This window comes from Streptococcus sp. SC1 (genome assembly GCF_030272855.1).
Lineage (GTDB): Bacteria > Bacillota > Bacilli > Lactobacillales > Streptococcaceae > Streptococcus.
In genome coordinates this window covers 12,360-36,286 of sequence record NZ_JAQCMU010000005.1, presented here as the reverse complement: position 1 = coordinate 36,286, position 23,927 = coordinate 12,360, and the positions used below count along the sequence as shown (strand labels likewise).

Annotated in this window: 19 protein-coding genes; 2 read left to right on the top strand and 17 right to left on the bottom strand. The window is 45.3% G+C overall.

Going from position 1 to position 23,927, the window contains the following annotated elements; genetic code table 11:
- Window positions 1-71 precede the first annotated feature (71 nt).
- Window positions 72-1,556: a DUF1846 domain-containing protein gene (locus PAN94_RS07835; protein ID WP_005591255.1), complete on the top strand. Its 1,485-nt coding sequence runs from the start codon at window positions 72-74 to the stop codon at window positions 1,554-1,556.
- A gap of 54 nt (window positions 1,557-1,610) precedes the next feature.
- On the opposite strand, the gene PAN94_RS07830 is transcribed toward PAN94_RS07835, so the two are convergent.
- The 17 genes from PAN94_RS07830 to pbp1b form a co-directional block, all read right to left on the bottom strand.
- Window positions 1,611-2,045, bottom strand: a complete 435-nt coding sequence (locus PAN94_RS07830; RefSeq protein WP_285875390.1) for a DUF2178 domain-containing protein — start codon at window positions 2,043-2,045, stop codon at window positions 1,611-1,613.
- A 9-nt stretch (window positions 2,046-2,054) separates the two neighbouring features.
- Window positions 2,055-2,219, bottom strand: coding sequence for a hypothetical protein (locus PAN94_RS07825; protein ID WP_285875389.1), 165 nt, complete (start codon window positions 2,217-2,219; stop codon window positions 2,055-2,057).
- Window positions 2,216-2,419: a helix-turn-helix transcriptional regulator gene (locus PAN94_RS07820; protein WP_002896748.1), complete on the bottom strand. Its 204-nt coding sequence runs from the start codon at window positions 2,417-2,419 to the stop codon at window positions 2,216-2,218. Before PAN94_RS07820 ends, PAN94_RS07825 begins: the two co-directional genes overlap by 4 nt.
- A gap of 296 nt (window positions 2,420-2,715) precedes the next feature.
- Window positions 2,716-3,753, bottom strand: coding sequence for a sensor histidine kinase (locus PAN94_RS07815; protein ID WP_285875388.1), 1,038 nt, complete (start codon window positions 3,751-3,753; stop codon window positions 2,716-2,718).
- The gene (locus PAN94_RS07810) at window positions 3,720-4,418 is read right to left on the bottom strand and encodes a response regulator transcription factor (RefSeq protein ID WP_285875387.1); all 699 of its coding nucleotides are present in this window, start codon (window positions 4,416-4,418) and stop codon (window positions 3,720-3,722) included. Before PAN94_RS07810 ends, PAN94_RS07815 begins: the two co-directional genes overlap by 34 nt.
- A gap of 12 nt (window positions 4,419-4,430) precedes the next feature.
- Window positions 4,431-5,153 carry a lantibiotic ABC transporter permease gene (locus tag PAN94_RS07805; protein WP_285875386.1) on the bottom strand — a complete coding sequence of 241 codons (723 nt, stop codon included), beginning with the start codon at window positions 5,151-5,153 and terminating at the stop codon, window positions 4,431-4,433.
- A complete protein-coding gene (locus PAN94_RS07800) occupies window positions 5,153-5,941 on the bottom strand; it encodes a lantibiotic ABC transporter permease (protein WP_285875385.1) in 789 nt (262 codons plus the stop codon). The genes PAN94_RS07805 and PAN94_RS07800 overlap by 1 nt, the downstream gene beginning before the upstream one ends.
- Before the next feature lies 1 nt (window position 5,942).
- Window positions 5,943-6,650 carry an ABC transporter ATP-binding protein gene (locus tag PAN94_RS07795; protein WP_285875384.1) on the bottom strand — a complete coding sequence of 236 codons (708 nt, stop codon included), beginning with the start codon at window positions 6,648-6,650 and terminating at the stop codon, window positions 5,943-5,945.
- Window positions 6,651-6,744: 94 nt separating this feature from the next.
- Window positions 6,745-7,557 carry a 2-amino-4-hydroxy-6-hydroxymethyldihydropteridine diphosphokinase gene (gene folK / locus PAN94_RS07790; protein WP_285875383.1) on the bottom strand — a complete coding sequence of 271 codons (813 nt, stop codon included), beginning with the start codon at window positions 7,555-7,557 and terminating at the stop codon, window positions 6,745-6,747.
- Window positions 7,558-7,643: 86 nt separating this feature from the next.
- Entirely contained in the window at window positions 7,644-8,198 is a 555-nt protein-coding gene (folE, locus tag PAN94_RS07785) for a GTP cyclohydrolase I FolE (RefSeq protein WP_125383531.1), read from the bottom strand.
- A complete protein-coding gene (locus PAN94_RS07780; RefSeq protein WP_285875382.1) occupies window positions 8,179-9,522 on the bottom strand; it encodes a bifunctional folylpolyglutamate synthase/dihydrofolate synthase in 1,344 nt (447 codons plus the stop codon). The genes folE and PAN94_RS07780 overlap by 20 nt, the downstream gene beginning before the upstream one ends.
- A gap of 2 nt (window positions 9,523-9,524) precedes the next feature.
- Entirely contained in the window at window positions 9,525-10,481 is a 957-nt protein-coding gene (gene folP / locus PAN94_RS07775) for a dihydropteroate synthase (RefSeq protein ID WP_285875381.1), read from the bottom strand.
- Window positions 10,482-10,669: 188 nt separating this feature from the next.
- The gene (locus PAN94_RS07770; RefSeq protein ID WP_285875380.1) at window positions 10,670-11,299 is read right to left on the bottom strand and encodes a hypothetical protein; all 630 of its coding nucleotides are present in this window, start codon (window positions 11,297-11,299) and stop codon (window positions 10,670-10,672) included.
- A gap of 146 nt (window positions 11,300-11,445) precedes the next feature.
- Window positions 11,446-12,117 carry a CPBP family intramembrane glutamic endopeptidase gene (locus PAN94_RS07765; RefSeq protein WP_285875379.1) on the bottom strand — a complete coding sequence of 224 codons (672 nt, stop codon included), beginning with the start codon at window positions 12,115-12,117 and terminating at the stop codon, window positions 11,446-11,448.
- Window positions 12,118-12,372: 255 nt separating this feature from the next.
- The gene (rpoC, locus tag PAN94_RS07760) at window positions 12,373-16,017 is read right to left on the bottom strand and encodes a DNA-directed RNA polymerase subunit beta' (RefSeq protein ID WP_015604273.1); all 3,645 of its coding nucleotides are present in this window, start codon (window positions 16,015-16,017) and stop codon (window positions 12,373-12,375) included.
- Window positions 16,018-16,055: 38 nt separating this feature from the next.
- Window positions 16,056-19,628 carry a DNA-directed RNA polymerase subunit beta gene (gene rpoB, locus PAN94_RS07755; protein ID WP_285875377.1) on the bottom strand — a complete coding sequence of 1,191 codons (3,573 nt, stop codon included), beginning with the start codon at window positions 19,626-19,628 and terminating at the stop codon, window positions 16,056-16,058.
- Between the two features lie 414 nt (window positions 19,629-20,042).
- The gene (pbp1b, locus tag PAN94_RS07750) at window positions 20,043-22,463 is read right to left on the bottom strand and encodes a penicillin-binding protein PBP1B (protein ID WP_414290394.1); all 2,421 of its coding nucleotides are present in this window, start codon (window positions 22,461-22,463) and stop codon (window positions 20,043-20,045) included.
- 196 nt (window positions 22,464-22,659) lie between these two features.
- Here pbp1b and tyrS point away from each other — a divergent pair, with 196 nt between their 5' ends.
- Window positions 22,660-23,916, top strand: a complete 1,257-nt coding sequence (tyrS, locus tag PAN94_RS07745; RefSeq protein WP_285875376.1) for a tyrosine--tRNA ligase — start codon at window positions 22,660-22,662, stop codon at window positions 23,914-23,916.
- Window positions 23,917-23,927: the final 11 nt, after the last annotated feature.

Genomic DNA, 23,927 nt, shown 5'->3' with positions numbered 1-23,927 from the left:
AATATAATCTCTTTTAATTTTCCAATTTGAAGAAAATTTTGTTATAATGCTTAGCAGAGGTGAAACTATACATGAAAAAAATTGCTTTTGATTCAGAAAAATACTTAAACCTGCAGCGCGACCATATCTTGGAGCGCATTAATCAATTTGAGGGCAAATTGTACATGGAATTCGGCGGTAAAATGCTGGAAGACTTCCATGCTGCCCGCGTCCTACCAGGTTATGAGCCGGACAATAAAATTAGACTGCTCAAAGAGCTCAAGGACCAAGTGGAAATTGTCATTGCTATCAATGCCAATAACATCGAACACTCTAAAGCACGTGGGGACTTGGGTATTTCCTATGACCAAGAAGTGCTGCGCCTAATCGATACCTTTAATGAGCTGGATATTTATGTGGGCTCAGTGGTCATCACTCAGTATTCCGGCCAGCCAGCAGCTGATCTCTTCCGCGCTCAGCTAGAAAAGAATGGAATTGACTCCTATATCCACTATCCAATCAAGGGCTATCCGACCGACATGGATCATATTATCTCACCTGAGGGAATGGGGAAAAACGACTATATTAAGACCAGTCGAAATCTGGTCGTAGTGACTGCGCCTGGTCCTGGTTCTGGTAAATTAGCTACTTGCTTGTCCAATATGTACCACGACCAAATCAATGGCATCAAATCAGGCTATGCCAAGTTTGAGACCTTCCCAGTTTGGAATCTGCCCCTGCACCATCCGGTCAATCTAGCTTACGAGGCAGCGACGGCAGACCTGGACGATGTCAACATGATTGACCCTTTCCACCTGCAAACCTACGGCGAAACCACTGTCAACTACAACCGTGATATCGAAATTTTCCCAGTCCTCAAGCGTATGCTGGAGCGCATCCTTGGAAAATCACCTTATGCTTCTCCAACAGACATGGGCGTCAACATGGTCGGATTTGCCATTGTAGATAATGATGCGGCTATCGAGGCTTCCCAACAGGAAATCATCCGCCGCTACTACCAGACAATTCTAGACTTCAAGGCGGAGCGCGTTTCTGAATCTGCTATCAAGAAAATCGAACTCTTGATGAATGACTTGGGCATCACACCGCTGGATCGTAAAGTAACCGTTGCTGCGCGTGCCAAGGCTGAAAGCACTGGTGAGCCAGCTCTTGCTTTGGAATTGCCAAATGGCGAAATAGTAACCGGTAAGACCTCTGAGCTCTTTGGTCCTACGGCTGCTGTCTTGATTAATGCCATTAAAAAATTAGCCAATATTGCCAAAGAGACCAAGCTGATCGAGCCTGAGTATGTCAAACCAATCCAAGGTCTGAAAATCAATCATTTGGGCAGCCGCAATCCGCGCCTCCACTCAAATGAAATCCTAATGGCTCTGGCAATCACAGCCATGGAAAATCAAGACGCTGCACAGGCCATGCAAGAGCTTGGAAATCTCAAGGGCAGCGAAGCTCATTCAACCGTAATGCTGACAGATGAAGACAAAAATGTCCTGCGCAAACTCGGCATCCATGTAACCATGGATCCTGTTCATCAGTATGATCGACTTTATAGAAAATAAAAACAAGCTCTGTTAAAAGCTTGTTGAGAAAGCTGGCTCTGCCAGCTTTTTTTGTTAATAGCGCTTGGACAGGAGAAAACGCAAGAGATAGTAAAGTCCCAAGACCAGAATAATGGTCAAGGTCAGAAACTGATTGAGACTTAAGATGATTGGAAAAACCATAGACAGAAGGCTCAGTCCTGCTGCCAACAGCAAAAGGATATCAAAGAGCAGAGTGCGAGTCTTTTCGTCAATCATCCGATTACGCTCATCCGTCACCTGAATGTAGAGCCTATTAAAAGCTTCCTCCCGTTTCAAGGCAAGGTTATAACGTAGAACCATCAAGGAAAGCCCCAGAAGCAGACCAACCATAATGCCTTCCTGTAAATCATCCAGAGAATGAATGTAGCTCCATCCCAACCCCAGCCAGAGGACTAGGATTAGGATGCGGCCTATGATAACCTTCCTTTGAAGTTTTTTCCGAAATTCTTGTTTAGTTACTATTTCCATGTCAGCCCCCTATTTTTCATACGCTTGAAAAGTTTTCAACATCACCACAATCAGGAACATTCCCACAAAAGGCAGGATTTCCTTAGGTATAAAATTGGCTTGCAAATGGAGATAAGATAAGCCAACAACCACCAAAATAGCCAATATCCATTTAGACAAATAAGTCCATTTCATGATTCATCCTCCTCAAAGAGAAACACTTCTTCAATCCTTAAATTGAAAAAGGATGCAATTTTATGAGCCAAAAGCAACGAGGCATTATAGCGGCCTTTTTCCAAAGAAATAATCGTTTGTCTCGTAACTTCTAGCTTCTCAGCCAGCTCCTCCTGGCTGAGCTTTTTTCTTTTTCGTAATTCTTGAATTCGATTTTCCAAGGCTGCCTCCTTTCCATAAGGTAAAACAAGCTTTACTTTTCAAATATAGTATAGTCTCCTTTACATATTTTGTCAAGAAGAAAGCGGCAAAAAAGAGGCTGGGACAAAAGTCCTAGCCTCTCAATTATCTTTGGATCGTCGAGCAAGACGCAGTGGTTGAGCGGGCTCTACTACGCTGATTTCATCAGCTTTTACAGCCCTACTCAACTGTGCGGAGGTGGGACGACGAAATCGAATTCTAACGAATTACCGATTTCTGTCCCACTCTCTTTTATCATCTTGCTTGATTTCCTTTGTTATTTGCTTTTTAAAGCCACAGTCAACTCGACACAAGCTCCTCCTTGGTCTGGATTGAGCAGGGTCAGACGACCACCATGCAAGAGAGCGACCTGCTTAGAAAAGGCTAAGCCAATACCATGATGGGGATTAGCTGAATTGCGGCTTTGGTCACTCTGGTAAAAGAGCTGTTCCGCTCCCAGCAGCATCTCCTCTGAAAATGCAGGGCCATTGTTCCAGATAACAAAAACCAACTGGTCCTGCTGCACTGATACCGTCAGCTTGACTTCTTTTTGGTCTTGGTCAGCATGTTCAAGCGCATTTAGTAAAATATTGAGCAAAGCTCGCTTGAGATAGTCCAAATGAATCGACAAAATCAGATTAAGCTCACAATCTTCTTGGAGATAAAAACGATAGCTTTCCTGTTTGCTGAACAGTGCCCAGTCGTCCTGGAGATCAGCCAAAAAGTCACCTAAGGAAAGCTGACTGAACTGATTAGCATCAATCTGAAAAGTCTTAGCATAATCAATCAAAGATCCACAATACTCTTCCATCTTGTGACTAGCCTGCAAAATCTCAGCAGCATAGTCTGCCTGTGGCTGGTCCAACTGCGCCAACTCCAAGAGCTCAGCATTCCCCTTAATCACAGTTAGGGGCGTCTTCAAATCGTGCGATGTCGCTGATAACTGTAAAATCAACTCCTGATTATGCTGCTGCTCTCTTTCTAGAAGACGAGCATTTTCTTGGTGGCTGCTCCGTAAATCGCTATAGACTTCTAGCATTTCCTCAATCCGAAAAAGCTGGCTTTGATTTTCTTCTAAAAGCTTCTCGCTCGTTAGCATTTTTATTTCCCTGTCGATTTTTCGGAGCAATTTCAAAATATGATAAAAAGTAATCAGCAGCAAGCTCCCTGCCCAAAAGAACAAGGTGAAAAGGGCATAATCGCTGCCTTGTGTAAATTCATAGCCTATAAGCACAAAAATCAAAACATGAAAAAAGACGATTTTTAAACTGGTTGTCCAGACTAGGCTTTTGAAATTTCGGGTTCTAATTGCCATCTATAGCCTACTCCTCTCACTGTTGCGATTGCTTGCAGCCCTTCTTGTTTGCATTTTTGACGAATCTGATATACGTATTCTGAGATGGAGCGAAGCTGTGTTTCTGAGCTTTCTGGGTAGAGTAAGGTATGCAGGCGTTCAGCTGAGAAGGTCTGCTTGGGATTGCTAGCTAGTAAATGCAGCAACTTAAACTCTCGCTCTGAAAATTTCAAGACTTTACCAAAACAGGCAACTTCATAGCGCTCTGGATAAAATTGACAAGAAGCAATTTCAGAATAGCGCTCCTCACGCCTTTCCTCCCGCCGAAGATGAGCTCTAACACGCGCCAGCAATTCTTTGGTCCCAAAAGGCTTGACAATATAGTCATCTGCTCCGCGAAAGAGCCCTTCCACCTTGTCCACCTCTAACTCCTTAGCCGTCAAAAAGATGATGGGACACGAAAGATGAGGACGAATGTAGGAACACAGCTCAAAACCATTAACAGGCTCCATCATCACATCCAGCAGAATCAAGTCATATCCGACAAAATGCGTCAGCTCTAGCTCCTCTATCCGATCAAGCGTCGTCACATCATAAGCATCGAGCTCTAGGACGTTTTTCACCAGCTTCAAAATGCTCCGGTCGTCATCAACTACCAAAATACGATACTGTCTCATGATTTCCATTATAGCATACCTCTAGCGAACATCTCGTTTCAAGGTTAAGAATATAGCAGAGCTCCAAACCAAAGCTAACCATAACAGCTGTATCCCCAGCCCTGATAGGTCTAGTGAATGCTGAAGCCCTTCATACTCAAAAAGATTTAAGGTAGCCAGATCGGGCAGGTATTTTGCTTCCTTGATGAAAGTTGCCAATAAACGACTGAGACCAATCAAGAGAGGAAAGAGTATCGATACCGGTACAACCCAAGATTGAAAGAGCAAAGCGAGTCCAGCTGCTAAAAAAGCCAGAAAAAGATTACTGAGAAGACCAAAAGAGCTGTAATAGAGGAATTTCCCCAGCAAGGACCAGCTAAAGTCTAGGTCAAATCGAGCCAGCATAACAAAGAAACAGCTACTTATAATGACACTATAGAGAACCAAGAGCAGCAAGAACAGAAAAAGGATTTTCCCAGCCAACCAAGCCTTTCTATTTGATACAGTTAGAAAATTCGTTCGCATCCCAGACTTGACAAACTCCTGGGCAAAATAGAGGGAAGTAAAGATAACGATGACAGGCTGTGCCAGATAGAGGGCATGCAAAGCCTCACTCAGAGCCTTTGTCTGGCCAACTGCTGTTTGACTGTAGTCAAGATTCATCAGAAAAAATGGAACGATTACCAGAGCCACCAAGGCTGCACCAAGAGCGAGATAGTAAGAACGGAACTTAATCCATTCGCTTCTAAGTAGAGCTTTTATCATCAGTATCGCCCTCCTAAATCCGTCTTCAAAAAGCGCAGAGAGGTCATGCCGCCGATGACTAGTAACCATGCACCAAGTATCAATAGTCCTTGCAAGGGATTGTTGGCATATTGGGAAGTTGGCGTTGCAGTAAACAACTCTCCTGCTGGCTGTGGTAGATAAGCTCCCCAACTCGTGTGAACTGCCAGATAGTTTCCCAGATTATAGATCTGTGGCACGAGAAAAAGCAGAGGAACTAGCATGGTCCGAGCCAATAAACCTAACAAAAATGAAAGGATTCCCAATAGGGTTAGAGATAAGGTTTTCCACAAAATCAGACTCCAAGCTGCCTGATTGAGCAGAATCGGATCAAGCCCTTCCTTTCCTAAAGCAAGATGCATGACCATATAACTAAAGTAAATTGATAAAAAGCTACTGGCAAGAGAAAAGCAAGCAAAGGTCATGAGTTTCTCCACAAGCAACTTCAGGCGGTTATTACAGGACAAGAGGCTGGTTCTCAAGCTATGAGACTGAAATTCCATAGCTCCCAAAATTCCAGCTAAAATGACCAAAACCATACCCGCCATAGAAGCCCCATTGAGGCCTAGATATTCCAACGGGTCAATGGCTTCTGCCAGGCCGGGAACCGTCTCAGGTGTGGCATCCAAGCCAATAGATAAATACTGTCGCCCCTCCAGCCAAGATACGGCAGGCACCAAGAGCAGCATAAAGGCCATACTCACTTTGAAAGCCTTGGTTGAACTGATTTTCAACCATTCTGAATGCAATAAGGACATCGTTTCTTTCATCTTAAACCTCCTCTGTCAAATCAAAGAAGAGATCTTCTAGACTGTCTGAATCTTGCAGCACCTCTTCCAATCGTCCCTGCTCAATAATTCGCCCATGATGAATCAAGACGACATCATCTGTCACCATTTGCACCTCTGATAGGATATGAGAAGATAGAAGTACCGTTTTCCCTAAATCAGCCTGCTGACGGATGAACTTTCTAAACCACTTAATCCCGCTTGGATCTAGTCCATTGGTCGGCTCGTCTAATATAAGAAACTGAGGATCACCCAGCAAAGCTGCTGCCAAACCCAGCCGCTGACCTTCCCCCAGAGACAGGCTTGATAAGAGGTCCTTCCTCTTATGAACGATTCCAGTCATCTCTAAAACCTCATCGATCCGAGACTTGGGAATAGCATTGCTCGCCGCAATAATCCGCAGGTGGTCATAGACCTTTCGATTTGGCAGACCGCCAATGCCGTCAAAGGCTGCACCTACTGTTCTGAGCGGGTAGGTCATTGACTGATAGGTTTGCCCATCAAAAGTCGCAGTTCCTGCTGTCGCCCGATCTAACCCCAAGAGAATCCTCAAGGTCGAACTTTTCCCTGCACCATTTGGGCCCAGAAAAGCTGTAATCCGACTGCTTCTAGCTGTAAAAGAAATATCTTCTAAAATCTGCTTGCTGCCATGCTTCTTGCAGACTCCTTCTATTTTCACTATATGTTCCATACTGAACTCCTTTTGTTTTTTCTTTAGTATACAGGGGCAAGTTCAGAGAAAGTTCAGACAATAAAAAAACTTGCCTTGCGACAAGTTTCTTTTCTCATTTTTCAACCTCATCCCAGAGCTGGCGGATGCTTTTTTTCTGCACGGGATCGACAAAGTGTGGCGCGATTTCCACCAGAGATTGCAGGACAAAAGCTCGCTCAGCCACATAAGGATGAGGAACAATCAAATCTGGACTATATAACTCTTCTTGTCCTATGTAAAGGATATCCAGATCAATCACACGAGGTCCCCATTTGATCTCCCGCACGCGCCCTAAATCCGCTTCGATAGCTAAGAGCGTCTGCATTAATTCCTCAGGATTGAGCCAGGTTTCAACTTCAACAACTTGATTGAGAAACGGATCCTGCTCAACGCCACCCCAAGGCTCTGTCTCAATGCGGCTTGATGCCTGCAAAATTCTTATATTTTGCTCTGCCATTTTTTCCAGAGCTGCATCCAGATTGGCAGCTGGGCTGCCTTGATTGCTGCCCAGAGCGATAAAGGCTTTCCGCTTTTGGCGCACTAGCTTGACTGAGCAGGTCTCTAAAGGCAGCGGAACCGGTGCCCAAGGCTTTTTGACCTCCAAGCTGACCTTCTGTACTAAAGGGTGAGTCAGAAAAATCCGATCAATCAGCTTGTAAGCCAGCGTCTCAATCAAGTCTTCCTTGCTTTCCTGACACCAGTGGGTCAAATCCTGAGCTAATTCTCCATAGTGGATAGAAGCTGTCAGGTCGCCTGTTTTAGCAGCCCGAGTCATATCATAGTCCAAAATCAGATCCAGCACAAAACGCTGGCCCAATTCCTTCTCTGCTCCAAACAGACCGTGATAGGCATACACTTCCAAATCCTTAATGCGCAGCTGATCCATTTTCTTATCCTTTCTGATTCAAGTTTCTGCATTCATCCTTGATAAAACTATCTAGCCCTTCCTGACTTGCTCCACCACTGATAAAATCAATGCCCCATCAGTTTGTAAGCTTCATTTTTCAGGTCCTTGTCCGTCGCTAAAACGCCGCGCGCCGCTGTAGTAACCGTTGCAGTGCCAGGCTTTCTGACTCCGCGCATATTCATACACATATGCTCAGCTTCCACCCAGACCAGGGCACCTTGAGCACCCAGATAGTCCATCAAGGCCTCAGCAATCTCTACGGTCAATCGCTCTTGAATCTGCGGTTTCTTGGCATAGACCTCTACTGTTCGGGCCAGCTTGGACAGGCCTGCTACCCGACCATTAGGCACATAGGCGATGTGAACCTTCCCGTAAAATGGCAGAAAGTGGTGCTCACACATGGAATGAAAGAAAATATCCTTCTCCACTACCATATTATTGTCAATGATTTCAAAAGACTTGGCCAGATGCTCCTCAGCCGTCTCACCTAGCCCAGCAAAGATTTCCTGGTACATTTTAGCAATGCGCTGCGGCGTCTCCTGCAAACCTTCGCGGTTTCCGTCTTCTCCAACCGCCTCAATAATCTGGGCAACAGCTGCTTCAATTTTCTTCGTGTCCATATTCACTCCTAGATTCTTTTTCTTTGTCAATGATATAGGCCCTGACCTGAGCCAGGAAATAAAGGGAGCCCGTAATCAGCAAGAGCTCATCATCCCTATGCTCAGCTCTCAAATAAGCCTCTAAAAATCCCTGCCAATCAGCATAGTCCAAGCCTTGCTCACAGGCCAGCGACTCCATTTTTTCTTTGGAAAAGCTCCGTAGATCCGCAAAACTGGTCAAAATTAGCTGACTCTTAGGCACCTGCTTAAGCTGACCCACCATTTCCTCCAGAGACTTGGTCTGGATACAGCTGAAAAGGATTTTCTTATCCAAGTTTGGATAATGCTGGCTCAAGGTCCTCGTCAACCTCTCCATGGCATGTGGATTGTGGGCGCCATCAAGCAAAATACGAGGCTGGTGCGAAATCTGCTCCATCCGCCCAGGCCAGCTTGTCGCCAATAAAGCTGCGCCAACTTGCTCTTTTGTTAACAGCGGTAGCTGTTTGCTCTGACAATAGAGGTCACAGAGCTGAATCGCTAAACCAGCATTATCTACCTGATGCTGCCCCAACAGAAGCGTCAGGTAAGGCTCCGCCTCCCGATAGGCATTGGAAAAGCTAAAATGTTCTCCTGAGTCAGTCCCGCCCAAGCTCTGAACTTGATAAGACTGCCCATAAACATAGTGAGGCGCTTGCTTTTGATGAGCCTTGTCCTCGATGACCGCTAGAGCTTCTGGCTCAATCCATCCAGTCACCAAGGGCACATTTGGCTTGACAATCCCAGCCTTCTGCTCGGCAATCGCTGCCAGGGAATGCCCCAGCAGAGCCACATGATCTAAGCCAATAGTCGTAATGGCTGTCAGATCAGGTCGGCAGACATTGGTACTGTCTAAGAGGCCGCCCATGCCAACCTCCATAATGGCCACATCGACCCGCTCCTGAGCCAAATAATCATAGGCCAAAGCCGTCATGATTTCAAACTCAGTCACTCCCTGCAAAACCTCATCATTCTCTTGCTCTTCAAAGAGAGCTCGATAAGTCTCTAGCAGGCGCGACAAATCTTGATTGGGAATAGACCGACCATTGATGGCGATTTGTTCATTGTAACTGATCAGATAGGGGGAAGTAAAGGTCCCTACACGCAGGCCTTGCATTTCCAAGAGTTGACGCAGGTGGGCAATGGTTGAGCCCTTCCCGTTGGTCCCCCCTATATGAATCACTGACAGCTGCAAATGAGGATTTCCCCGCAGCGCCAGCATCCGCTCCATCCGCTCCAAGCCAAAATTAGGACTATCCGTCCGATAGGCTTCCAGCCAGCTTAAATCTGGCAATTCTTCTTTTATCATAGTCACTTATACTGCCGTAAATTTAGATCTTCCATTTTCTGAGCCAGTCGAATAGCATCGCCAATCTCTGCTGCCATCCGGTGAACTCCCACATCATGCACTCGGACAGCCTCAACACCTTGACTAGCTGCAATGCTGGTCAAATGAGCTGAAGCCAGGTCTCTGTTTTGAAAACCAGTTGCCGTCTCTGGGTCAGTCTCAAAACCATTTTCCTCCAAGATATTGACCAAAAAGCGCTTACGAGAGACACCCAGAAAAATAGGAAAGCCAGCCTGATGAATGCTATCCAACTCCTGTAAGAGCAAGAGATTTTCCCGTTTGGTCAAGCCAAAACCAATCCCTGGATCTAGCATGATTTGCTCCCGCTCCATCCCAGCTTCCTCAGCTCTTGCCAGTGTCTTTTCAAAAAATGCCCACATGAGTGCCTGAATACCCAGCTGTTCGAAATCCGCTAATTCTGACTCCGTAAAAGCGGCCTCAAAGCCAAAAGTCGGAAAGATTTTCGAGCTAGCATGTTGGGGCCGAGCCATGACTGGATTGAACATGGCGATAACTGGCGCTCCAGCCTTGGCAGCCACAACTGCCATTCTCTCATCACCCAAGAGTCCCGTGATGTCATTGAGGATATTGGCTCCAGCGGCCAAAGCTGCTTCTGCAACTGGTGCCTTCCAAGTATCTACAGAAATGAGGATATCAGTCTCCCGACGAAGAGCCTCAATGACTGGCACCACACGACCTATCTCTGCCTCAATATCAATATCCACAAAATGGCTGCCTGGACGAGTCGACTCGCCACCGATGTCTACCAAATGAGCTCCCTGAGCTATCATCTTGTGTGCCTGCTCCAGAGCCTTTTCCACCGTATTATATTTGCCCCCATCCGAAAAGGAATCTGGGGTAACATTAAGGATCCCACAAAGGGCCGTCTTGTCCTCTGGAGCAAGTTGTCTTAGATTCATCGTATTTCCTTTCCCCTTGCTACTACTGCCTTTCAACAAAAAAGGCACACCCATCTAGTGTACCGCAAAGCCAACAGCAGATGCAGCATCCAGTCCTATGAACTGCACTCGACTTCACAAGAAGACCTCATCTGCCCCTTGTTTCATTTACCATTTTACCACAATTCCACTATTTAAGACAACACTTTTTACATACAGAAGGGCAAAAGGAGGATCAGAAGTAAATTCCGAAGAAGATGAGCCAGTAAGGATAATTCTAGAGAGCTAACCCAGGCTTTTAAGAGCTGGACAAAAGCCATGCCTAAACTTAGATAAATTAGAAAACAAGATGATTCTCCGGGATTTCTCAGGAAAGCAAAGAGAGCAATTCCCAAGGCAATACACCAACTCTTTCTGTATTTCATCTGCCTGTTTTGCTTAGCCTGTGATGACATTCCAAATAAATCCATGCCAAGCAATAGCAAGGAGGAGGCGGAAAAACTGTTTGAGATAAGCTGCTGCAAAGATGTTAGATCCGAACCCGACTGCCCACAAAGGAGAACAAGACTCGCTGCGTTGCTTGCAATCATTAAAAAATAAAGGCAACGTAAGTGCTGAAACCGCTTGGAAGCCCGTAGCTCTATCTTAAAATCCCGCCACTCACGAGAAAAATAAGAGGCATACCCTAAAAGAATGAACAAAAACAGAGAGATAAAAAGCAAGTTAGGCCTCGATAACACGAAATGATTGGTCATCGGATGAACCAAAAGCAGCAAGACCGATTGCATTAGCATAGCTACTAATAAGATTTGGATAGATTTTTGAAATGTGAGCCTCATTTTTTACTCCTTAAAGCTAAGATACAATTCTCATTATAGAACAAAAGATTCGCTTTGCTAGCTCCATGTCCTCAAAAGTCACTTTTTATCCCTGAAATGTCAAAAAAGAGGTCAATCTGACCTCTTCATCCATGAATGATATCTAGTTAACTTTGTGAAATGATCATCACCAAAATAGCAATGGCATTCCGTAACATATGGGCTAAAATTCCCATTTCCAAACGCTTAGTCTGGTGAACCACCAAAGCTAGAACACCCCCCATACCAGCATAAAGGACAAAACTACCGATGTTGGTCGGACCGTGGAAAAAACCAAAAAGGATAGAACCAACTATCAGACCAATCAACTCATGCTTTGGAAACAGCTTTTGGGGAATCAAACCACGGAAAATAATCTCTTCCAAAATTGGCGCTGAAAAAACAGCTCCCACAATAAGCAAAACAACGGGCGTACTCTGAAACAAGTTTTGCAAAGCAGTTTGATTGGCTGTCGTTCCTGAAAGTTGGCCCTCTAGAACCATAATAATCGCAGCAAAAATACTAACTCCGAAAGTTATCAGATAGGATAATACTAGCCAGATCACTGATTTTAAATTAAAAAAACTAAAATCAAGGGTCAGTAAGCCTTCTTTTTTAGCCATTCGCAGGGCATAAAAAATGATCACAAAATAAATCATCAGGATAAGCAAGGTGTATCCCATTGAAAAACTTTGATCTCGACCTTTGTAAAACTGGATCAGTACAAAAGGAACTTGAGTCTGTACGGCTAAAAACAAAGCCAGTAAACTATATTCTACTTTTTGCAAAAAAATTTTCATTTCTTCCTCCTTTTACTTAGTATATCGAATTTTTCCCTTCCTGTACAGCTAAGAGCCATATAAAATCAAAAAATGTGCCATCTGCTCACTAGGAAGCTCCCTCCCTAAGCTTTTGATTCAATCTGGCAGCAAAATAGAGCGCTAAAATTTCAATTTTTATTATACCTTCACCAATGCAGTGCACCTAGCAAAAAAGGAAGAGAATACAAGATTCTCTTCCTGATAGACTTTTATATTGTAAACTCAAGCAAGTTTTTATGATTCTACGCTCGTTTCAACTTCTTCAGTCTCTGCTGTTTCCACAACTTCATCAATGATTTCAACTTCATTGATTGCTTGTGGTTCCAAGTTACGGTATCGAGCCATACCAGTACCGGCTGGAATAATCTTACCGATGATAACATTTTCTTTGAGTCCGAGCAGATGGTCTTTCTTACCACGGATAGCAGCGTCGGTCAGGACACGAGTTGTTTCCTGGAAGGAAGCTGCAGACAGGAAGCTGTTAGTTTCAAGGGAAGCTTTGGTGATTCCCATGAGGACTGGACGAGCTGTCGCAGGCACTCCGCCTGAGATAACCACATCACGGTTAGCATCTGTAAAGTCAGTGATATCCATGAGAGTTCCCATGAGGAGATCTGTATCACCTGGGTCCATGACGCGCACCTTACGAATCATTTGACGAACCATTACCTCAATGTGTTTATCGCCGATTTCTACCCCTTGGCTACGGTAAACTTTTTGTACCTCAGCAAGCAGGTAAGTTTCAACAGACAAGACATCGCGGACAGCCAGCAAGTGCTTAGGCTGAATAGAACCTTCAGTCAAGGCAGCACCACGAGAAACTTGGTCGCCCACTTCTACCTTCATGCGAGCTGTGAATGGCACCACGTATTCGCCTTCGCCAGTTGCACCTTTGACAAAGACTTTCTTAGTACGAGTAGATGCATCTTCTTCGATAGCAGTAACTTCACCCTTGACTTCAGTGATGACCGCTTCCCCTTTCGGATTACGGGCTTCAAAGATTTCTTGGACACGAGGAAGACCCTGAGTGATATCGGTATTAGAGGCAACACCACCCGTGTGGAAGGTACGCATTGTAAGCTGTGTACCAGGTTCCCCGATAGATTGGGCAGCGATTGTACCAACTGCTTCACCGACTTCAACCGCATCACCAGTCGCCAAGTTGATACCGTAACAGTGACGGCAGACACCGTGACGAGTGTTACATGTAAATACGGAGCGGATTGTCACTTCTTCCACACCAGCATTGACAATCTCACGCGCCTTGTCTTCGGTGATCAATTCATTTGGACCGATGATAACTGCGCCAGTTTCTGGATGTTTAACCGTCTTCTTAGTGTAACGACCATTGAGACGCTCTTCCAGAGACTCGATCATTTCCTTGCCTTCTGTAATAGAAGTGATGAGCAAGCCGCGGTCTGTACCACAGTCATCCTCACGGATAATCACGTCTTGGGCCACGTCAACTAGACGACGAGTCAAGTAACCTGAATCGGCTGTCTTGAGGGCCGTATCGGTCATACCTTTACGGGCACCGTGAGTAGAGAAGAACATTTCCAATACAGACAAACCTTCGCGGAAGTTTGAAAGAATTGGCAATTCCATGATACGTCCGTTCGGAGCAGCCATCAGACCACGCATACCGGCAAGCTGTGAGAAGTTCGAGATGTTACCACGGGCTCCAGAGTCCATCATCATAACGATTGGGTTCTTCGGATCTTGGTTAGCAACCAAGCGTTTTTCCAGTTTTTCACGGGCAGCACGCCATTCAGCTGTAACAGCATTGTAGCGTTCGTCGTCAGTAATCATACCACGACGGAATTGCTTGGTGATTTGTTCTACACGCTTGTGAGATTCTTCAATGATCTCTGCCTTGTCTTCTACGACTGGAATGTCAGCAATACCCACTGTCAAACCAGCTAGAGTAGAATGGTGGTAACCTAAGTCTTTCAAGCGGTCCAGCAGGGCAGATGTTTCTGTCGTACGGAAGCGTTTGAAGATTTCAGCGATGATATTTCCTAGATTTTTCTTCTTGAACGGAATATTCAACTCTAGGGCTTCAATGGCAGACTTGATATCTTTACCTGGCTCCAAGAAGTATTTAGCTGGAACACCTTCTGTCAAGTTAGCATTCGTTGGCTCTTGCAGGTAAGGCAGCTCTTCTGGCATGATATCGTTGAAGAGAATCTTACCTACTGTGGTCATGAGGATCTTGTGTTTTTGATCTTCTGTCCAAGGTTTGTTGAGGCTATCTGTCGCGATACCCACACGAGTGTGCAAGTGGACATAGCCATTACGCAAGGCCATCACAGCTTCATCACGGTCTTTAAAGACCATACCTTCGCCTTCACGACCTGCTTCTTCCATAGTCAGGTAGTAGTTACCCAAGACCATATCCTGAGACGGTGTTACAACTGGTTTTCCGTCTTTCGGATTCAAGATGTGCTCAGCAGCCAGCATGAGGATACGAGCTTCAGCCTGTGCTTCTTCAGACAATGGAACGTGGATGGCCATTTGGTCACCGTCAAAGTCGGCATTGTAGGCTTCACAGACCAGCGGATGCAAGCGAAGAGCCTTACCATCGATTAGAACTGGCTCAAAGGCTTGGATCCCCAAACGGTGAAGGGTCGGTGCGCGGTTAAGGAGCACTGGGTGTTCTTTGATAACATCTTCCAAGACATCCCAGATGCGCTCATCGCCACGCTCTACCATGCGCTTAGCAGCTTTCACATTCTGTGCATAGTCACGGGCAACAATTTCCCGCATAACAAACGGTTTGAAGAGCTCGATCGCCATTTCACGTGGCACACCACATTGATACATCTTCAATGTCGGACCAACAGCGATAACGGAACGTCCTGAGAAGTCAACCCGTTTACCCAGCAAGTTTTGACGGAAACGACCTTGTTTACCTTTGAGCATGTGACTCAAAGACTTAAGTGGACGGCTACCTGGACCTGTGATCGGACGACCACGACGACCATTGTCAATCAAAGCATCCACCGCTTCTTGCAACATCCGTTTCTCATTTTGAACGATGATACCTGGTGCATTCAACTCAAGCAAACGAGCTAAACGGTTGTTCCGGTTGATAACGCGGCGGTAGAGGTCGTTCAAGTCAGATGAGGCAAAGCGGCCACCATCCAATTGAAGCATTGGACGTAGATCTGGCGGAATGACCGGCAGGATGTTGAGAATCATCCATTCTGGCTTATTGCCAGAGCGGTAGAAGGCATCCAAAACGTCCAAACGACGAATAGCCTTGATTCGTTTTTGACCAGAAGCTGTTTTCAATTCTTCTTTAAGAGCCGCAATTTCTGTTTCCAAATCTACTTGTTTCAGCAAGTCTTGGATCGCTTCTGCTCCCATCTTGGCAACGAATGAACCTGCACCATATTCACGGAGGCGCTCACGATACTCGCGCTCAGTCATGATAGACTTGTGCTCCAGTGGTGTTTCCTTAGGATCAATCACCACATAAGCCGCAAAATAAATGACTTCTTCTAGGGCGCGCGGACTCATATCCAGAGTCAAGCCCATACGGCTTGGGATTCCCTTGAAATACCAAATGTGAGAAACCGGTGCTTTAAGCTCGATGTGCCCCATACGCTCACGACGAACCTTAGTCCGTGTTACTTCAACACCACAGCGGTCACAAATAATCCCTTTGTAACGAATCCGTTTGTATTTACCGCAGGCACACTCCCAATCCTTGGTTGGCCCGAAGATCACCTCGTCAAAGAGGCCTTCACGTTCTGGCTTCAAGGTCCGGTAATTGATTGTCTCAGGCTTCTTCACTTCTCCGTAAGACCATGAACGGACCTTACTTGGAGAAGCTAGGGTGATTTGCATACTTTTAAATCGATTTACATCAACCACTATTTCTTACCTTTCTTATTTATCTAATCAGCGACGAATTATTTTTCTTCATTTCCTTCAGCATCAAAAGCTGCTTTAGCTTCTTGAGCCTGTTTTTGACGTGCTTTTTCCAGATCGTCCACATGGATCACATCTTCATCCATGTCTTCATCCAAGTCACGAAGTTCCACTTCTTGGTCATCTTCGTCAAGGACACGCATGTCAAGACCAAGAGATTGCAATTCTTTCACAAGAACTCGGAAGGATTCTGGCACACCTGGTTTTGGAATTGGTTTCCCTTTAGTAATCGCTTCATAAGCTTTCAAACGTCCGTTGATATCGTCAGACTTGTAAGTCAAGATTTCTTGAAGTACATTTGACGCACCGTAAGCCTCTAGGGCCCAAACTTCCATTTCCCCGAAACGTTGTCCACCAAACTGAGCTTTACCTCCGAGTGGCTGTTGGGTAACAGTTGAGTATGGACCAACTGAGCGGGCATGGAGCTTATCGTCAACCATGTGGTGGAGCTTGATCATGTACATGACACCGACAGAAACGCGGTTATCAAATGGCTCACCAGTACGTCCATCATAAAGAATTGTCTTAGCATCGCTATCCATACCAGCTTCACGAACTGTAGACCAGAGATCTTCTGAGCTTGCTCCGTCAAAGACCGGTGTCGCAATGTGGATGCCCAAGTTACGAGCTGCCATACCAAGGTGGAGTTCCATAACCTGACCGATATTCATACGGGATGGCACCCCAAGTGGGTTCAACATGATATCAACTGGGGTTCCGTCTGGCAAGTATGGCATGTCTTCCACAGGAACGATACGGGATACAACCCCTTTGTTTCCGTGACGTCCGGCCATCTTATCTCCGACCTTGATCTTACGTTTTTGAGCGATGTAGACACGCACCAACATGTTAACACCTGATTGTAGCTCATCACCGTTAGCACGGGTAAAGATCTTGACATCACGAACAACACCATCGGCACCGTGTGGTACACGAAGAGAAGTGTCACGTACTTCACGAGACTTATCACCAAAGATAGCGTGCAAGAGACGTTCTTCAGCTGAAAGGTCTTTCTCACCCTTAGGTGTTACTTTACCTACAAGGATGTCGCCTTCCTTAACTTCCGCACCGATACGGATAATACCCATTTCGTCAAGGTCTTTAAGGGCATCTTCACCAACATTCGGAATTTCACGAGTGATTTCTTCAGGCCCAAGCTTTGTATCGCGAGTTTCTGATTCGTATTCTTCGAGGTGAACAGAGGTGTAGACATCGTCTTTCACCAGACGCTCACTCATGATCACGGCATCCTCGAAGTTGTAACCTTCCCATGTCATGTAGGCAACGATTGGGTTTTGTCCCAGCGCCATTTCTCCATTTTCCATAGAAGGTCCGTCAGCGATAAAGTCACCTTTTTCAACGACATCGCCAACTTTTACAAGGGTACGTTGATTGTAAGCAGTTCCTGAGTTTGAACGACGGAATTTTTGGATATGGTAAACATCTAGCGAACCATCTTCACGACGAACTTCTACCTTATCCGCATCCGCATAGGTCACCTTACCATCATACTGGGCAATAACCGCTGCACCAGAATCGTGGGCAGCTTGGTATTCCATACCAGTACCAACATAAGGCGCTTTTGGATCGATCAATGGCACAGCCTGACGTTGCATGTTGGCACCCATGAGGGCACGGTTGGAGTCGTCGTTTTCCAAGAAAGGAATACATGCTGTCGCCACGGCAACTACCTGCTTAGGTGATACATCCATGTAGTCTACTTGGTCTGAAGGAAATTCTTGGTTGTTACCTTGGTGGCGTCCCATAACGATAGGCTCAGCAAAGCCACCTTTTTCATTAAGCTTAGAGTTTGCCTGCGCTACGATAAATTCATCTTCCTCATCAGCTGTCAGCCAAACGATTTCGTTAGTTACCACACCAGCTTCACGGTCTACCTTACGGTAAGGTGTTTGAATAAAGCCATATTTGTTAAGGTGCCCGTAAGAAGACAAGTTATTGATCAAACCGATGTTTGGTCCTTCAGGCGTTTCAATCGGACACATACGACCATAGTGAGTATAGTGCACGTCCCGCACTTCATAACCAGCGCGGTCACGTGTCAAACCACCAGGTCCCAAGGCAGAAAGACGACGCTTGTGAGAAAGCTCGGATAGCGGATTGTGTTGGTCCATGAACTGTGACAACTGAGAAGAACCAAAGAATTCTTTAATGGCTGCAGTCACTGGACGGATGTTGATGATTTGCTGCGGAGTCAGTACTTCATTATCCTGAACAGACATCCGTTCACGAACATTACGCTCCATCCGAGAAAGTCCGAGACGAACTTGGTTAGCCAAAAGCTCACCAACTGCACGAATACGACGGTTCCCCAAGTGGTCAATATCATCCACACGACCGATACCTTCTGCCAAGTTAAGGAAATAGCTCATTTCAGCCAAGATATCAGCTGGTGTTACAGTCCGAACCTTGTCAGATGGGTTCGCATTGCCAATGATCGTCACAACACGATCTGGATCGCTTGGTGCGACGACCTTGAACTTCTGCAATTCTACAGGCTCTGTCAAGACAGCTGAGTCGTTTGGAATATAAATGATCTTGTTCAAACCATTGTCCAACTGCTCTGCAATGCTGTCAATCACACTGCGAGTCATAACCGTGCCAGCTTCAACAAGAATTTCACCTGTTTCAGCATCTACCAGATGTTCTGCCAATGTTTGATTGAGCAGACGATTCTTGATGTTGAGCTTCTTGTTAATCTTGTAACGACCAACGGCTGCCAAGTCATAGCGATGTGGATCAAAGAAACGAGCTACAAGCAGAGAACGAGAACTTTCAGCCGTCTTAGGCTCGCCTGGACGAAGGCGCTCATAGATTTCTTTCAGAGCTTCATCCGTACGAGAGTCCATTGGGTTCTTGTGAATATCTTTTTCAATGGTGTTGCGCACCAAGTCGCTGTCACCAAAGATGTCCAAGATCTCATCATCACCTGAGAAACCAAGCGCACGCACCAAAGTAGTAAATGGAATTTTACGCGTCCGGTCAATACGAGTATAGGCGATATCTTTTGAGTCTGTTTCTAACTCCAACCAAGCTCCGCGGTTAGGGATAATCGTTGAACCGTAGCCAACTTTACCGTTTTTATCAACTTTATCGTTGAAGTAAACACCTGGCGAACGCACCAACTGGGATACGATAATCCGCTCACCACCGTTGATGATGAAGGTTCCCATTTCAGTCATGATTGGGAAGTCACCAAAGAAGACTTCCTGTGTCTTGATTTCACCAGTTTCCTTGTTAATCAAACGGAAAGTCACAAAGATTGGCGCTGAGTAGCTAGCATCGTGGATACGAGCTTCTTCCAGCGTATATTTAGGCTCACGGATTTCATAGCCGACAAATTCCAATTCCATGGTGTCGGTAAAGTTTGAAATAGGAAGCACATCCTCGAAGACTTCTTTCAAACCATGGTCCAAGAAATCTTTAAACGAGTCTGTTTGAATTTCAATCAAGTTTGGTAAATCAAGAACTTCTTTAATTCTTGAAAAACTACGACGGGTCCGATGTTTCCCGTATTGAACGTCATGTCCTGCCAAGTTTCTAACTCCTTTTTTATAAAGTACAGAGGGAGGAATCGGAGAGAATTGAGATTTACCGATTATTGGAATCATAACCATCTGCCTCTCATATCACACTCTTCTTCACTCTTACCAAGGGAAGACCCCTTCTACGCCATTGACTCTCGTCAAAACAGCTACAATCAGTCCCTTTTGCTAAGTTTTTAGAATCTTTAAATTTGCGTTACAAATCCTATAATTCTGAAAAATAGACACAAAAAGAGCAGCTAAATCTGACTTATAAAAAGTTTGATTTAACTGCTGCAAGCTTTAATCGGACAATATTTCAATTAAAGCACACGACAAATTATTGATACTATTATACCGTATTTATCTAGAAATTGCAAGGCTTTCCTCTGCTTTCTGAAAAGTTGAAAAGCCGTTCTTGATGTCCTAGTTTCCCTGTCGGTTACTGCTGGAATTCGTCCCATTATTGGAATTCGGATTAGAGCTAAAGTTAGAACCAGAATTAAAGGTATAACCACCCAAAATTGCTCCCCAAGCTCTCTGATAATCCGCATCTGATGCGCCGATACCAAAGCGATAGCTCGTCGTTGGAGCGCCATTCTTAGCCCAGTAGCTAGGAACAGTCGGACCGCTTAGATTGATGGAACGGCCATTGATTGTGACGGTTCCTGGTCTTTCTCCAGTAGACTTGAGAACATCAGACTTGATAACGCTCGAATCAAGATTGAACTTCTCTCCGATTCCCCAGGCACTTGGATCCGCCTCATAAATGGCATTGGCTAGATAGGCCATATAGGCCGCATTATTATTGTAGCCTGTCAGAGCAGCCATAGAAGTATTGTCATCATGACCAATCCAGCCTCCAAGGGTCATCCGAGGAGTGGAGAGCATGAGCCACATATCACCATTGCTGTTAGTTGTACCTGTCTTACCAATCCAATCTGCGCCTGCCAAGGTACCATTAACTTGACTAATCCTTGATTTAAAGGTCGTAGTTGCACCAGAGTTGAGCACACCTCGCATCAAACTTTGCATAATCGTTGCAGTAGCAGGCGAATACACCTGAACTGGTTTTGCCTTATGCTCATAAACCACCTTGCCGTCAGGAGCTGTGATCTTTTCAATCATATACTTTTCTTGATAAGAACCGTTATTAGCCAAGGTCTGGAAACCGTTGGTGTGCTGGGCAACCGAAACCTCGATTCCCCCACCCATTGGTAGACTTTCAATATCGTAGTTGTCAATATGGTAGCCCATTTTTTCCATATAGCCTCGGACATTCACACCCTTCTCGCGAAGTGCACGATAGGTCCAATAAGCTGGAATATTCCAAGAAGTATTGAGGGCTTCCTGCAGGTCCATCATGCCTGTCCCGCGACTATCCACGTGCATAATCGGCTCACCGCTAGAGAAGTTCGTCGGATAATTGGAAAGGACACTTGCACTTCCCATCAGCCCTTGGTCAATGGCAATCCCATAAGCTAAAATCGGCTTGATAGTCGAACCAGGAGATCTTTCCGTATCAAAAGCATGGTTGTTTTGATTAGAACTATAGTCTCTACCACCGACAAAACCAATAATGGCTCCTGTTTTATTGTCCTGAAGAACATTTCCAACCTCGACCATTCCTGTCCCATCATCCAAGAGACCACCGTAGTTGGCAACAGCATTCTGCATCGCCTGATGAATCGAATGATTGATAGTGGTCGTGACCGTATAGCCGCCCTCGCTCAGCTCTTTTTGAGCTAACTCTTGATAGGCTTCAACCGTTGCATTATTTTTTAATTCTTGCTGGGATACATTGTCCCGCTGAATCAAATACTGGTACATGGCCGTCTGCGCTTCTGAAAAAGCTGTATGGTAGAGGTAACTATGCGAGCTTTTTTGAAGGCTCTCAGTCGGCTTGAAATCCTGCGTCAGATCATAGTCCTTGTACTGCTGATAGTCTGCTTCACTCAGTCGACCTGTACGGTACATATTATATAAAACATTCCGAGCCCGCTCTAGACCTAAAGCCATATCATCTGGACTCTTCATACTACCATCAGAGGCATAAGGCGAATAGACAATCGGACTCTGAGGCAATCCAGCAATAAACGCAGCCTGCGGGATACTCAAATCCTTGGCTGATACACCAAAAATCCCTTGAGCTGCTTCTTCCACTCCAGCAATATTTTGCCCCTTATTATTCCGGCCAAAAGGTGCCACATTCAAATAAGTAGTCAGAATGTCATCCTTAGACATATAGCGTTCCAAAGCCAAGGCATCAACAATCTCTACTGCCTTCCGCTTGAAAGTCGGAGCATCTCCCACGACCTGCTGCTTAATCAACTGCTGAGTTAAGGTCGAGCCCCCGCTGGATGAGCCAACTCCAACTACAGAACCCAAGGTTGCCCGCAGAACCGCCTTGGGCACAACACCATTGTGAGTTTCAAAATTCTCATCTTCCGTAGCAATGATAGCATTTTTGACATTATCCGAAATCGCATCGCTGGCAACTGGGATCCGCAACAAATCATTATCGATTTCAGAAATCAACTCTCCGTTAGCATAGGTCAGCTTCGAAATCCCAGAAATCTTATTGACCTGACTTACCAGCTCCTCCTGCTTCGGCACGGAGACATCACTAAAAAGGCTGGCGGCATAGCCCAATCCGAGTCCAGCCCCCAATACTATTCCAAAAAAGATAAATACAAAAGCGACATTTAAGAGTAATTTTACTGTCCGAAAAATAACGGAAACAATATCAAGTACCGACCATGTCTCTCCTTTTGGCTTAGACGTCTTAACAGGTGAGGGCTCCCCCTTACCAAACTGTTTTAACTTTTTTATAAATGGTTTCAACATAGATTCTCCTTATCGACTATTATAGCAAACATCAGCAGATTATATCAAGAAAGAGCTAATTCTAGCGCTTTTACAGGAATTATTTTCTGGCTACTCATTGCTATTTGTCGCGTTTGTGATACAATAGAGGGATAAAACAAAAAAATACTTGAGCAAGGGCACAATCCTTTGCTATCTTAGAAAAGGAGAGACAACTATGCACATTTTTGATGAGCTGCAAGAGCGTGGTTTGATTTTTCAAACGACTGATGAAGAAGCTTTGCGTAAAGCCTTAGAAGAAGGGCAGGTCTCTTATTATACTGGATACGATCCAACAGCAGACAGTCTGCACTTAGGTCACTTGGTGGCTATTTTGACCAGCCGCCGCTTACAGTTGGCTGGGAACAAGCCTTATGCCCTCGTCGGTGGTGCAACAGGTTTGATTGGCGACCCATCCTTTAAAGATGCAGAGCGTAGCCTGCAAACCAAGGAAACCGTTGATGGCTGGGTTCAGTCTATCCAAGGCCAACTGTCCCGCTTTCTTGACTTTGAAAATGGCGAAAACAAGGCTGTCATGGTCAACAACTACGACTGGTTTGGCTCCATTAGCTTTATTGATTTCTTGCGCGATGTCGGCAAATACTTCACTGTCAACTACATGATGAGCAAGGAATCTGTGAAAAAACGGATTGAAACAGGGATTTCTTACACTGAGTTTGCCTACCAGATCATGCAAGGTTACGACTTCTTTGTCCTTAACCAAGACTATAATGTTACCCTGCAAATCGGTGGTTCTGACCAGTGGGGCAATATGACTGCTGGTACTGAATTGCTTCGTCGTAAGGCTGACAAGACTGGGCACGTTATTACTGTTCCCCTTATCACGGATGCGACTGGTAAGAAATTTGGTAAGTCAGAAGGAAACGCAGTTTGGCTCAATGCTGACAAGACTTCTCCATACGAAATGTACCAATTCTGGATGAATGTCATGGACGCTGACGCTGTTCGCTTCTTGAAGATCTTTACCTTCTTGTCACTGGATGAGATTGAAGACATCCGCAAACAATTCGAAGCAGCTCCACACGAACGCTTGGCTCAAAAAATCCTCGCTCGTGAAGTCGTGACTCTTGTTCACGGAGAAGAAGCTTACAAGGAAGCTCTTAACATCACCGAGCAACTCTTTGCAGGAAACATCAAAAACCTTTCTGTTAAAGAACTCAAACAAGGACTTCGCGGTGTGCCAAACTACCAAGTACAAGCAGACGAAAACCTCAACATCGTCGAAACCCTTGTATCAGCTGGCGTGGTCAACTCAAAACGCCAAGCTCGCGAAGATGTTCAAAACGGAGCTATCTATGTCAACGGCGACCGCATCCAAGACCTGGACTATGTTTTGGGTGACGCAGACAAGCTCGAAAACGAACTCACCGTTATCCGCCGTGGTAAGAAGAAATACTTCGTCCTTACATACTAAAACATTCAAAA

What these genes read in the sequence shown, in the direction of transcription:
- PAN94_RS07835 (WP_005591255.1), top strand. Translation starts at nt 72, where the DNA reads ATGAAAAAAATTGCTTTTGATTCAGAAAAATACTTAAACCTGCAGCGC.
- PAN94_RS07830 (WP_285875390.1), bottom strand. Translation starts at nt 2,045, where the DNA reads ATGGAAATAGTAACTAAACAAGAATTTCGGAAAAAACTTCAAAGGAAG.
- PAN94_RS07825 (WP_285875389.1), bottom strand. Translation starts at nt 2,219, where the DNA reads ATGAAATGGACTTATTTGTCTAAATGGATATTGGCTATTTTGGTGGTT.
- PAN94_RS07815 (WP_285875388.1), bottom strand. Translation starts at nt 3,753, where the DNA reads ATGGCAATTAGAACCCGAAATTTCAAAAGCCTAGTCTGGACAACCAGT.
- PAN94_RS07810 (WP_285875387.1), bottom strand. Translation starts at nt 4,418, where the DNA reads ATGGAAATCATGAGACAGTATCGTATTTTGGTAGTTGATGACGACCGG.
- PAN94_RS07805 (WP_285875386.1), bottom strand. Translation starts at nt 5,153, where the DNA reads ATGATAAAAGCTCTACTTAGAAGCGAATGGATTAAGTTCCGTTCTTAC.
- PAN94_RS07800 (WP_285875385.1), bottom strand. Translation starts at nt 5,941, where the DNA reads ATGAAAGAAACGATGTCCTTATTGCATTCAGAATGGTTGAAAATCAGT.
- PAN94_RS07795 (WP_285875384.1), bottom strand. Translation starts at nt 6,650, where the DNA reads ATGGAACATATAGTGAAAATAGAAGGAGTCTGCAAGAAGCATGGCAGC.
- folK (WP_285875383.1), bottom strand. Translation starts at nt 7,557, where the DNA reads ATGGATCAGCTGCGCATTAAGGATTTGGAAGTGTATGCCTATCACGGT.
- folE (WP_125383531.1), bottom strand. Translation starts at nt 8,198, where the DNA reads ATGGACACGAAGAAAATTGAAGCAGCTGTTGCCCAGATTATTGAGGCG.
- PAN94_RS07780 (WP_285875382.1), bottom strand. Translation starts at nt 9,522, where the DNA reads ATGATAAAAGAAGAATTGCCAGATTTAAGCTGGCTGGAAGCCTATCGG.
- folP (WP_285875381.1), bottom strand. Translation starts at nt 10,481, where the DNA reads ATGAATCTAAGACAACTTGCTCCAGAGGACAAGACGGCCCTTTGTGGG.
- PAN94_RS07770 (WP_285875380.1), bottom strand. Translation starts at nt 11,299, where the DNA reads ATGAGGCTCACATTTCAAAAATCTATCCAAATCTTATTAGTAGCTATG.
- PAN94_RS07765 (WP_285875379.1), bottom strand. Translation starts at nt 12,117, where the DNA reads ATGAAAATTTTTTTGCAAAAAGTAGAATATAGTTTACTGGCTTTGTTT.
- pbp1b (WP_414290394.1), bottom strand. Translation starts at nt 22,463, where the DNA reads ATGTTGAAACCATTTATAAAAAAGTTAAAACAGTTTGGTAAGGGGGAG.
- tyrS (WP_285875376.1), top strand. Translation starts at nt 22,660, where the DNA reads ATGCACATTTTTGATGAGCTGCAAGAGCGTGGTTTGATTTTTCAAACG.